This is a genomic window from Candidatus Nebulibacter yamunensis, assembly GCF_024208055.1.
Lineage (GTDB): Bacteria > Pseudomonadota > Gammaproteobacteria > Francisellales > Francisellaceae > Caedibacter > Caedibacter lacustris.
The window spans coordinates 18145-30602 of sequence record NZ_JAMBMW010000014.1; the positions used below are offsets into that span (position 1 = coordinate 18145).

Annotated in this window: 11 protein-coding genes; all 11 read right to left on the minus strand. The window is 38.8% G+C overall.

Features of this window, described 5'->3' with window-relative positions:
- Nucleotides 1–15: 15 nt before the first annotated feature.
- The gene (locus M1V25_RS07045) at nucleotides 16–1164 is read right to left on the minus strand and encodes a type II secretion system F family protein (RefSeq protein WP_498842824.1); all 1149 of its coding nucleotides are present in this window, start codon (nucleotides 1162–1164) and stop codon (nucleotides 16–18) included.
- The gene (locus M1V25_RS07050; protein WP_498842825.1) at nucleotides 1161–2951 is read right to left on the minus strand and encodes a GspE/PulE family protein; all 1791 of its coding nucleotides are present in this window, start codon (nucleotides 2949–2951) and stop codon (nucleotides 1161–1163) included. The genes M1V25_RS07045 and M1V25_RS07050 overlap by 4 nt, the downstream gene beginning before the upstream one ends.
- A 38-nt stretch (nucleotides 2952–2989) precedes the next feature.
- Nucleotides 2990–3553: a hypothetical protein gene (locus M1V25_RS07055; RefSeq protein WP_498842826.1), complete on the minus strand. Its 564-nt coding sequence runs from the start codon at nucleotides 3551–3553 to the stop codon at nucleotides 2990–2992.
- A complete protein-coding gene (locus M1V25_RS07060; protein WP_498842827.1) occupies nucleotides 3546–4925 on the minus strand; it encodes a type IV pilus inner membrane component PilO in 1380 nt (459 codons plus the stop codon). Before M1V25_RS07060 ends, M1V25_RS07055 begins: the two co-directional genes overlap by 8 nt.
- A 3-nt stretch (nucleotides 4926–4928) precedes the next feature.
- Nucleotides 4929–6608, minus strand: a complete 1680-nt coding sequence (locus M1V25_RS07065) for a secretin GspD/PilQ domain-containing protein (RefSeq protein ID WP_498842828.1) — start codon at nucleotides 6606–6608, stop codon at nucleotides 4929–4931.
- A gap of 16 nt (nucleotides 6609–6624) precedes the next feature.
- Nucleotides 6625–7557, minus strand: coding sequence for a TcpQ domain-containing protein (locus tag M1V25_RS07070; protein WP_498842829.1), 933 nt, complete (start codon nucleotides 7555–7557; stop codon nucleotides 6625–6627).
- 62 nt (nucleotides 7558–7619) lie between these two features.
- Nucleotides 7620–7886 (minus strand): hypothetical protein, encoded by a 267-nt coding sequence (locus M1V25_RS07075; protein ID WP_498842830.1) that lies wholly within the window; start codon nucleotides 7884–7886, stop codon nucleotides 7620–7622.
- Complete coding sequence (gene traF, locus M1V25_RS07080; protein ID WP_498842831.1) at nucleotides 7876–8496, minus strand: conjugative transfer signal peptidase TraF; 621 nt, start codon at nucleotides 8494–8496, stop codon at nucleotides 7876–7878. The genes M1V25_RS07075 and traF overlap by 11 nt, the downstream gene beginning before the upstream one ends.
- On the minus strand, nucleotides 8493–10745 hold the full coding sequence (locus M1V25_RS07085; RefSeq protein ID WP_498842832.1) for a TraB/TrbI/VirB10 family type IV secretion system protein: 2253 nt from the start codon (nucleotides 10743–10745) through the stop codon (nucleotides 8493–8495). Before M1V25_RS07085 ends, traF begins: the two co-directional genes overlap by 4 nt.
- Before the next feature lie 5 nt (nucleotides 10746–10750).
- Nucleotides 10751–11788 (minus strand): TrbG/VirB9 family P-type conjugative transfer protein, encoded by a 1038-nt coding sequence (locus M1V25_RS07090; RefSeq protein WP_498842833.1) that lies wholly within the window; start codon nucleotides 11786–11788, stop codon nucleotides 10751–10753.
- Nucleotides 11789–11832: 44 nt separating this feature from the next.
- Nucleotides 11833–12435 carry a hypothetical protein gene (locus M1V25_RS07095; RefSeq protein ID WP_498842834.1) on the minus strand — a complete coding sequence of 201 codons (603 nt, stop codon included), beginning with the start codon at nucleotides 12433–12435 and terminating at the stop codon, nucleotides 11833–11835.
- Between the last annotated feature and the right edge of the window lie 23 nt (nucleotides 12436–12458).

Sequence of the window (12458 nt, forward strand, 5' to 3'; positions counted from 1 at the left end):
TAATAACGAAATAAATTAACTAAATCCTTGCCCTATCATCATCACGGCATACATAAACCACAGTGCAAAAATAATGACGACACCTGTCACCAAGACATTGATCACCATAAACATTTTTTTAATACGACTGATCTGCACATCTAGATAGCTATTAGCAAGCTCATAAATTCCTTTTTCAAGTTCATTTGAGTTTGCATACATCGCGATTAAACATGCTATTTGCGAACTAAATAATCCACTTTCTGCAATGACTTTCCCAGGCAGATTTCCCATAACCCCGACACCATCAATCATACGATCTATAAACTTTGATAAATACTCTGTTGCATGTCTACCAATGCGTACTAATGCTTCATGAATAGATACTTGATTATGACCACTGATCATCAATGATAGTGCCAACAAAAAACGAATTGCTGTTAGATTTTTATAGATCAAATAAGGTGGAGCTGAATCTAGCACACGATAACGCAAATCATGCGTTAGATAAAGTACACTCCACGCACATAAGCCAGCTGCAATAATAATCACAACTAATAACAAAATATAATGCTCAGCGAACCATGCGCTAAAATGATAAAGCAGTAAAGTTGATGGATTAAACTTAGTTGGATTATCAGCACTTTGTATAATTGGGTTTAATGCATAGTAGGCGATACCAATCATTGCAAACATTAGCCCAATGTATACGATTGGCATTAATAAACTCTGTATAATAATACCATGCATTTTATGCAGTGATGTAGAAACATGAATTGTATTTTTAAGCGTATTCACAGAAGTTTGACGCTCTGATGCAAGAAGCATCACTTCTTGATTTGGCACGTAAATACTGACTGCTTCATGAAATTCAAGACCTATGCTTTCCATTCGATGGTGAATATCTCTGGCAATTTGCGCATAAAGTTGCATATCATTATGCCATTTTTTATGCCGCTCATACTCACTAATCATTTGATCTAAAATATTCTCAAAACTAAACCCTGAGCTTAATAGACGTTTAACCACATCATAAAAGTTGCGCCGTTTTTTAGCAGTAAACTGCAACTTTAAAAGTCTACGCTTAATGATGCTATATAAGCTATCCTCACCTACTTTCAAAAAAATATTTTCTTTTATCCTTTTCTGAAATGCTAAGCTGGATTTTTGAATTAAATTTTTCATACAACAGCCTCGTTATGGTGTAGAGAATTTGTAGTCGCTCCCCACTTATGTTGAATTACAGTTGAGTTTAGCTGGCTTAGAAATTGTGAGAAAAACGATGCATCAAATACATCATCATCAATTTCAAGTGTATCAATGTCCCCTAATGCATTTTCAAATAAGGTTGGACAAATTTCACCCCTAAAGACTTTTAATAACCCATGCTCTGCTTTGGTTCTGCCTCCCGAGCGACGCCATTCCTGCCAGGCGTTAATGGATTCTCTTTTTAATAAAAACTGTAAAACCTTAGTCGTTGGCTTAATAACTTCCGCAACAATTGTCATACCTGTCACCCCATTAGCACAATGTGAACAACCTGATTCGTTGCGAAAACGAAGTTGCCCTTTAAGATATGAATCCAACTGATAACGCGCCATAACCACATCAATACGCGCTAAAAGCTCCGCAGCTTCATGTTTGATTGATCGATCAGACGATTGATCACTTATAGCTATAAACGTATCTATGCTATGGCTACAATGTTGGCAAACCATACCTACTAGTGCCTGATTAATCAGAAGATTAATAAATCCACTACCACACACAATTTCTCGCTCTGCCCCTTCAAAAATAAGCCGATCAACAATACCCAAAGCATTATTAGCGTGAATCGTCGACAAAAAAGTGTGTCCTGACTGAATAATCTTTTGCGCAAGTATTGCAGTTGTCTTATCACGAATCTCATTACAAAAGCCCACATCCATATCAGAGCGCAACGCGGTAATAATCGCTTCAACAAATAGTTTTGCTTTATGCTCTTCTGATGCATCAACAGGGCAATTAACACGAATCTGTATAAATCCAGGTATGACGTATTCAACGGGGTCCTCAATGGTTAAGAAATTTTTACGACCTTTAAATCGCTGATAAATCTGTGACATGTGTGAAGCCATCATGGTTGACTTTCCTGACCCCGTTGGTCCTGATGAAAAGGTTGCGCCTTTGGGTGCCGCTTGTGATTTTTTAAGTAACACCAACTGATCTGGCTCAAATCCTAGCTGATCCAATGGGCGTATATCACGACGATCCGTTGGCAGATTTCTTAACGCCACATTAAACGCCTCAGTAAACTTTTCATTAACGTGATAATCAGGTGATTCAATATTGGTTGATGCAAACCGGATTCTATATTTACGCCCATTCACCATACGCTCTAAAATCGTTTGCATTTTTTTATGCGCACTAAATTCTTTTGCTTTTTGTCCTTCTTTGCCTTTAGCGTTATAAACTGCATTAATCAGGCGCCGTGCTTCATCCGATGCAATGGTTTTGTAATGTCGGTACTCACCATAGCGTTTAAAACTAATGGTTGCTTCAAGCCCCGTTACCGTAATACGAATATCACTGACTTTTTCAGCTACCGAGTGACTGACCATATTGTCAAATTTCTTAATCATGGTCTCACGATCAGCCATTGCCTCATCAACAGAGACTTTTGTTTTCGCTTCAATAAGCACCCCTGGATGTGCATAAAAAGTGCGTGTGGTTAAGTTTTTTAATTGTTGTGTTGCTTCATATCGGTATTTATTAATAATTGGCTGTATGTCATTGGATACCGATGTGGATATCACCACGGCAGTTTCATGGTCTTTGGTTTCAAACACCATAAAATCTTTATGATGGCTTTTAAGCTCATCCATAAACATAATTTTAATCGGCTCAAATGGCAAAGAATTAAAATCACGAATGACGTTATTTTCATAGTTTTCATAGCCAGATTTGGTCGCAAAATAATTTATTTTCTGCATACTTATCTATCTCCCCTAATATGTTATATATCAACTTCTCAGCTGCTCTTTTCGTCTGAAGATTCTTGAACTGGGTGAGCCAAATAAACAACTCTAATGTCATCTGAGTGTCTAATGTGTTGTAATTTAACGTAACTAGGCATAACTTCTAATACGCGCCATTTACCCGAAATGTCATCATCCTTTTTCACAGGAAATAAGCTGTTATCGTAGTGCAATGAAGCAACTAGATTACTAGATGGACCCGAAACACCCATCAAAGTGAAGGTTTGTGATTTATTAATTACCAACTTACTACCTGTGTTCGTATTAAGATCATTGGGAGAACTCTGAGCTGAGGCAAAGCTAAGACTAACTGCATCTCCATTTTTAATTGCTTCAAGTTGCATATTCATCTTGGCACGCTTAAGCTTTGCTTCAACCACTTCATTTTGTGCTGACGATAACGCAAGTTCCTGTTGATACCGCTTCATCTGAGTGACATAACTGTTGTCATCAATAGCGGTGTCTGCATAAACAACACCAGAGGATACTGTACCTAAAGCGCCTAGCCATACTAGCAACTGCTTATTCAATAGATTTAACCCTTTTAACTTATTCATAAATAACTCCTTTAAAACTCCAATTAGTGATCATGCTGTCGTGTATAGAAAGCTTCAGATCTGAAATAATAAAAAATGGATTTGATTCAGCTGATTTAGTTAATGCTAATAACGTATAGTCACCTAAACCATTGACCTGAATTGTCTGGATCCGTCTGCCATCAACAATCGTGGCTTGTGAAGCCACATAGGCTAATGAATAGCTTTGAATAGCAGACATTAACTGTGTCGCTGATAAAATGCGATTTTGTTCGTTGTTAAAAGCCTGAAGCGTCAAATCAGGCTCATTGCGTGTGCTCATTATTGCAACATCAACGTGCACCTTAGAAGCGTCTTTCTCAATATCCAGTTTGATGGGTTGGATACTAGCACTTTCTTTTAGAAAGCCATCTAACGTTGCATACCCGTTACGTTGATACGTTAGTCGCAAAATGCCCACGCGTTGCTGCACATAATCAATATCCGTTAAGTCCCAGCCAGCAACAAGGTAATTAAGTGTTGCCCAACGATCAATCAACGATGATAAAACATAACTTGCATTGTTTTGGTTCACTAAACCAATAAACGTTTTACTTTTTTCTATTCTTAATTGCTTGTCATACTGTTCTTTTTGCTGTTGTCTTATCTGACTATCATGTATTGCAACAGCTTCTGCCTTGTATGCTAAATACTTATCAACACCATACCATACAAGCCCTACAGTTAAGATCGCCAACAATAACTTAGCGGCAAAACTATTAGCCTTAACAGGTTTAATCATATATTTTTTAGCCAGTTGCTCAACTTTAGGTGCAATTAAAAACTGATTTAAATCAAATGGCTGAATGTAAAATGCTGACTGATCAAATAAGCTTTGTATGTCATCACTACAATGAATACTGGTAGTCAGTGTAGCTTGCTGTTGCATTGTATTCTGTCTTGCTACATGCGCAACAAAAAAAGGGAGTTTGTCGCGCGATATAAACATATCACCCGAGTATATTTCATCTTCGCCAGTAATCGGACTTGTATAAACAGATCCTGAATCAATCACTCTCCCGTTCTGCACAAGGCAAATCCACAACAACGGAAGCATCTGCCCATCCACTGATTCAACCTGTGTTGCATCGCCATGCTGATCAGTTACATACAAAAAATTATTGAACTCACTTGCGAATAAAAGGGATAAAATCGGTTTATTCAGTTGTGACTTAAGTTTCGTAACAACTGCCTGATTATGTTTAGCATTAAAATAGCCATAAGCATTGCCATACTCTTTTAAAAATGCTTTTTTGTTTGCTACATAGTGATAATTACATCCTAGCGCATAACGTTTAAACATTTTTTGTAAATGCGACACTGGCGGCGCTACCACTTGATTTCCATCCCTCATTTTTTAAGCCTCGGTTTCGTTATTATCAATGATGTAAGGTGTTACAATCACAACCGTAACAGTATGCTCTTTGTTGGTTGCCTGTTTGCCACCGAGATACCAGTACTTTTGTGATCCAACTGAATTCGTGCCATCATTATTGGTATCATTCTGAAAACCGGCCAAAACCGCTGTCTGCCCTGACGTTAATGACACCGTTTGCATAAAGGACTTATTTCTTAAGTCTGGTAATTCTATGGTGCTTTTCGCATCTTTAGGACCTGAAGTAACCTGACGCATTTTAAGTAGTGACGAAATATTTACGGACAGGCTTAATAAGACCTTGTTGCCTTTAATAATACGAGGCGTGACATCAACGGTATAACCAGTGCTAATGGTGCCAGGTGTCATGCTTGTTTGAATATTATCAGATGAGACTGAGCCTGTGCCTAACGCAGTCACTGAGGTTTCTTTAACATAGTCTGTTGAGCGGTTAACTTGAATCGGCGCAGGTCTGCCATTAACTGTATAAACTGTTGTCCCTGTAACATAAGTGGTATGTCCCATCTGTTGTAAAGCAGATACAACTAACTTAGATCCTTCAAACGGTCCTGAGGAAATCCCTCCTGTTACGGTTGCCGTCTCAATGCTGCCAGAATATGGATCAGATAGCGGATTGGGAATGCCGTTAGAACTCCAAGATAATGCCCCTTTAGTGACTTTATACATTGCATTCCAGTCAATACCATAATTAGATGAGTTAGATGTTTCAACATCGTAAATATCAACGCGTAACGCAATACTTTTACGCGCTGTTGTATTGAGCGTATCAATAAAAGTCTGGACTTCATTAATTAAATCAGGAGTTGACGTCACAGTGACATAGCCTGTGGCAGGTGCCGCCTGAACACTGCCAGCTTTGCCAATGATATCGGTAATAATACTTAAAACTGATTTCCAAGGATCATTCACACCAGAATCAAAATCATTGCTCATGTTTTGAGTGGCATTTTCCCCTTTTGATGCGTTTTCAATTTTCACTTTCGTTTGTGATGTGCCAGGCAACATATCCAAAGCAAAGGTGCGAGTTTCTAACCGATAAACATCAACCACATCACGATCATGGTTATAACGCCATGATAAGTCATAGTGCGTGGTCACATAGGTCAAAAGCTTAGCCAATGTTCCTTGAAAATTGAGTGACATTTTTAAATCACGAGTTTGTTTCTTTGATGGCTGAAGCGATGAGATCGGTGCGACTTGCGCATTGCTTGCCTTATTTTGATCATCTCCATTTAATAATTCATCCATATAAACCTGGGCATCTTGCGTCACGCGAATACTGATACTGCTGCTTTGTCCAATCTCATTTAAAATATCGAATAAATCTTTTTTCTGATTAGAGCGAAAGGTAAAGCTTTCAGAAAAGACTTTCGGTAACTGCTCAGAAGGTGCTTTAACTTCGAAACCTTTATCAGTAATATAGATTTGCTTGTTGTAAGCAATTAAATCATTATCTTGGTTGGCATGTGCTTGATTGATAATGTCTTTAGCCGCATTAAAATTATCCTTGGCTGCTTTTTGTGTTGCCTCAATATTAGCGCATCCGGACAAAGCCATACTTACCACAATCATTGCAACAAATATGCCTTTGATCTGGGTCAGAAGCTTTGATTTCTCTGATGTTTTATATATTTTATTCATTATTTTTCCCTCTTAGTTATGCATTATGCTCAGCAGTATTAGTATTAATACTGGTATTATGTTCCACTGATTGATCTGCCCCAGGCATAAGAAAGTTTGAACTATAACGATCAGGCTTAATGATCAGCACCTTATTGGCAGTAATCTCTGCTTTAAGTGGTGTTGGAGTCTGTGTTAATGAACTAAGCAGTGTTTGCAAGGGACCATTTTTTGATAAAAATGCACCATACAACGTCGTATCCTGTGTGATGTTAAAGTCCATCTTTGTTTGATATACGACGTTATAACCATTACGTTTAGCCCAGCGATCAATGGTTTGACGAACTGTTTGCCCTTTATACAGATGATAAATCTCAGGCTGTTTAATCGATAACGCCTGTGCGGATTGATCATTTTTATCCAAACTAAATGCAATTACTTTGCTCTCTTTATTAACATACAACGCAGGATAAACGCCTAACTGATTTCGATTGTTTGTACTATCATCATTTTCCACATCTGCTACTTGATCTGAAATCACATGAATATTACTGTCATGAATATTTGCCAGATATTTTTGCAATGGCGAAGAAAAACGAATCTGATAATGATCAGTTGGCAAATTCTGATTGTTAACAATTACCTTAGGATGGTTTGCTTTCTGCCAGTCAAAGTTATCAGCAAATAATTGATAAATAACGTTATCATCAGGCTTTTTAGATAACAGTGAACCAACGTATAACTTATCGCTGTTAATGGTCATGTTTGGCAAATTAGCTACATCGATGGGTGTATTCTGTGACTGACCCCATCGCTGCACTGTTTGCTGTAGTGTCATCCCTTTAACCGCGTAAAACTCTTTCACGTGACTCATTCCATCCGTATTATCGCCAGCTGCATATGTCGTAGTAATGCTAGATAAACAAAATAATCCACCGCTAATTAAACATGTGATACTTTTTAATTTCATAATTCTCTCCTTCACAATATTATTTTTTCAATACGCTTAAATAACCTTTAAATAATTCACTTTTAACTATCCAATAATTTAATACCTAAACGATTCCCAATTAACGCTCCAATCACCGTTAGAAGAGTGAATACAGTAAAACCGACAAACATCGCCGCTATAGGTAAATTGGCAACAATAAACTGTTTTAACCAATATCCAATACAGCCACCAATCACGCCACCTAGTAACACCAATGCCACACAAACACCTTGCATCACGTAGTAATAAATGCGCTCTTTAAAAGTCCGTTGCTCAGCTGATTCTGTATGATGATTTTTACGCTGCATAGCTATCCCTTGTCAGCACCATCGCATGCGATGATGTATTTGATATTTTTGAAGTATTGTTACCATCAGACCAAACCCATAGCGGTCTTAATACGTGAATAATATTGCTTGCCTGCACTGCCCCAAAATAACGTGAATCCCACGAGTAGTCGGTGTTATTGCTACCATATAGCCAATATCCATACACTTGTGAGTCACCTGATTTAACAAACCTTGTAATAGCTATCCCAGATAATGACAAATCGTGGACTGGTGCACTATATGCTGTCTTATTCACAACAATCTTTGAATTTGTTAAGCTAACATGATCAACAGGTAACGCAATAACCTCTTTAATAATCGATCCTGCACCATCTGGGCAAATACCCTTTTGATCTATATACCCCTTAGCAATCCCTTCTGAAAGAATATCACTGGATAAACAAACTTCAACCAGCGCGCCTCGTGTAATCCGTGTGTTTTTATCTACCACATACAGACCCATCGGCATAGAATCACTAAGATTAAGCCGCAAGCCAAATGTTTTAATGACCAGATATAAACCCAGTAAAACAAGCACCGTAACTGCTAAAAAATATAAAGCAAATCGGTTTTTAATCGTTAATGTCATGCCTGACCACCTGTATTATCGAAGTGATACCAGCTTGGGAACACAATATCGCGTGTCGTCAAAATCGAAAAGTTGTTGCCAGGCTGAATTTTAATCGTAGGTTGAATGTTCATATTCTTAGCAATCATTTGTGCTGCTGTTTGCGTTAACTGCTGTCCAATTGCTGCATAAATCACCTGCTGATTAGATGTACTACTGCCATTACTATTATCATTGGATGGTTGAGATAATTGCCCCAACGCACCAAATACTGAGAACATCAACGCATTGCCAAATATTCGCCAGTAGTGATTGTTTACATCCCCGGTGACCCCTGCAAATCCTCGCAAATCAGCCCCGGGCTGATTATCAAGCTTGATTGAAGTACCATTAGGAAATAACAGACGAGTGAATACCATCAATACACGTTCTTGTCCGTAGGCAACTTGTGAATCATATTTACCCATGATTTTAGTCCCTTGCGGAATCAATAAGTAATTACCTGTCCGTGTGTCATACACATTGCGCGACACACGCGCAATAATTGTCCCTGGCAAATCTGAATTAATGCCTGTCTCAAATGTCGCTGGGATAATCGAGCCCGCAAATAACGTGTAAGGACTTACTGGGTGCTGAAGCTGAGCATCAGATTGATTCGGTTCTGATTGATCTTCTTTTAAAAAAGCAGCCTTCGAGCTTTGTGAATTTTGCTGTGCGTATTGATCACTCCCCTTAGTCATCATCGAGCTCATTGCTTTGGCTTGCTCGCGTAATGCCGTCATTTGTGAGTTAAGGGCTTCCTGCACCCTATCTTGTGGTGATCGTTGAGCAGGTGCATTGTCTTTTGCTTGCATCTGACCATCAAAAGAAACTAACGAGGACTTATAAGCTGCCATTAAGGATTGATCATATCCCGCACGTGCTTCTTCTGCGGTATCAGTGATCGCATTATCGCCTGCTTTCTTTTCTTTCTCACGCTGTAACTTTTGATCTTTGTAAATATAGCGATAGCCATCTTTATCTTTGATGCTTTGACCATCTTCCATTTTATGTAGCTTGCCATCATCACCTACAACATAAGGCACACCATCTTTCCAGACAATCTGCCCTGGCCTTAATTTGCCTTTAAACAGGATTAATTTGCCATCATCACCAATCTCATATAGCTTACTGTCTTTAACCACCAAATGCTTAGGATCCGCACCAAGTTCAGATAGTGGCACCCATTTGCCATCTTTCCAAACATAAGGCTTGCCATCAATCGTGTGTACCATGCCCTCAGTTAATGGCACCAAGTGACCATTTTCATCGACCATATAGGGTTTGCCGTCTTTCCAGATCACCTGCCCTGGTGCTAACTCACCCGCATAAGGATATAGTTTACCGTCTTCACCTACCTGATAGAGCTTGCCATCTTTTTCAACAATGTCTCCAGGTTGTGGCTTGTCCTCTATTAGATGAAGCTTACCATCTGCCCCAACCACATAAGGTTTACCATCCTTCCAAACAATGTCACCTGGCTTTAATTCGCCATCATAAGGGTGTAATTTTCCGTCAGCACCCACGCGGTATAGCTTGCCATCTTTCATAACAAATTGCCCTTCGGTAGGATGATCACCTACTGGATGTAATTTCCCATCAGCACCCACAACATAGGCTTTACCATCTCTCCAGACAATCTGCCCTGGCTTTAATTTCCCCTCATATGGATGTAATTTGCTATCAGCACCAACCTGGTATAATTTACCGTCTTTATATACTAGATCGCCCGTGTGATAAGGTGACTGATTACCATCAGCAATATCCAGTGGTACAAATTTACCATTTTTAAAGATATAGGCTTTGCCATCTTTGTAAATCACATCACCATCTTTCAAGGGACGATTCACGCCATTAATCTTGGCATAAGCATGACCATTGTCAGCCTGGTAAATTGCATATTGTTGACCATTGATTAAAAGTGCCCAATTTTGCAGCAATACCATCGGTACATTCATTGCATTAATTTCTTGAATTTTGGCAATTGATGCGTCCGAATTAGTTTTAATTTCTCGAATAACCGTTTGCTGAACTGTTCTTTTAGTGGAGTAATTGACAGCCAGAACAATCGCAATCAGCATAAATGTAATAAATCCCAAAATTGCCCATTTAAACCTTTTGGCAAAATCCACCGCTTTAGGGACTGACTCACCAAATTGGTCTCCCAAATGTGCACGCTCATGCTGCTGATCTGTCGGTTTTTTGCTGTTAAAATTTTTAAGCTTTATCATAACCATCACGCAAAGTTATTATTAATTATATCGACTTCTGTTTTATGTTTACCCGAACCGTCAATTAAACGTGCCTTTTCAAATAAGCCATCAAAGCGAATATAAGGGCGTGTATATTGATAGTTTTGAAGTGTTTCCTGCCCGTTCTGGTAAACATATAAAACAGGTAAGGCCATACGATCTGTAGCAGGCGGCATTCTAATCCATGTCTTGTTGCCATCATCAAATACTTGGCTTGGTGTCCACGCGGGATTATCTCCAGAGAGTGAATAATTGAAGTTTAAATTATCGACATTAATATAACTTTGATTTACGGCTTTTGGATTACCTGAGGCAATCACATTATTATTATCTGGAGCATTCTGTTGAGCTTTTTGAATCCAGCTATTACTTACCTCGCGCTCTGCCATTTCTGATGGATACCAGAAATTAACCACCGGAGAAACACCATTTTTAGATAAAAGCCCCAAATTATAAACGCGTTTATCTGTGGCAATAGTCAGATTAGTTGATATATCCAAAGCTGTTGGTTTAAGAATGACAATCCAAGAACCATTCTCAGCGGTGCCTGTGTAAATCTTATCTGTCATCCAACGCATTGAATCACCCAAAGATATCGCGTTAATTTTTTCGCCTTTCTCTAGAATAATCTGGCAAAGTTGCAATGGCGCGCATTGAATGATTGGACGATTGTATGGATTAAACGGCAAAGTAATAAACCCGTCTCCTTTAATGGCTTCCGCATTCCCTGTAGCCATATACTTTTCATAGGCCATTTTAATTTGTGGTGAATTAGTAAACCCTGCCGAGGTCAGCATCGTATCTTTTTGCAATATGGGCACAGTTGTTGCACCAACTGTTTGTACAGCGTTACTTTGCGCTAAAGGATTTGATGGAATATAACCGCTGGGTCTATATTCCATTTTCATTGGTCTGGTTTGATCCATTGACGCGCAGCCTGATGCCATCACTCCAAATATCATCAGAACGCCTAAACGCAAGTGCTGATGCAATAGATTTTTATTTACACTATTTTTATTCACTATTCTCACCTTTTCCTTTCTATTTTCATTACGTGTACACGCCACTAAAAAAAGCATTGCAAACCAATACTCAAAACCGTGTTTGTCAAAGTCACATGTCCATATGGATAGGCACTAGAACCACCGAATGTATGTTGAAAATCAAACGTAAGCTCAGTTAGTGGATTGATATAAACACCCGTACCAACAGCAGCTACAAATCCAAACCCAATATCCGTGCTTTGATTAAAATTAACCTGTGAAGCCACGCCTAGTTTGCCATGAAACTCTAAATGAGGATTTACAAAACCTGTCAATGTACCAAGACCAGCAAGCTGAAATAATTGTTGAGAGACTCTGTTTTGTTGATAAGTAAAACGATCATATCCCAGATATTGCAGATCAAATTCACCACCAAGATAAAATCGATCGTTAAGAGGCAATCTTTGTCCTAAGGCAACACCAACCATCACAGGTAGTGCAGAATGCGCCGTTGTGTTATCTGGTGCCTTTAATAATCTTACCCCACTATCAATACGCCAATAACTGATTGCATCCAAGCGTGTAATAAATGAAAAATCCTGTGTTAAACTTAGGTTTGGCAACAATGCTGGAAGCACGATGGCTGTTGCTACCAGACATTTTTTAATTTGCATATAAACATTCATGTGTTTGTTACTCCTGCGTTACT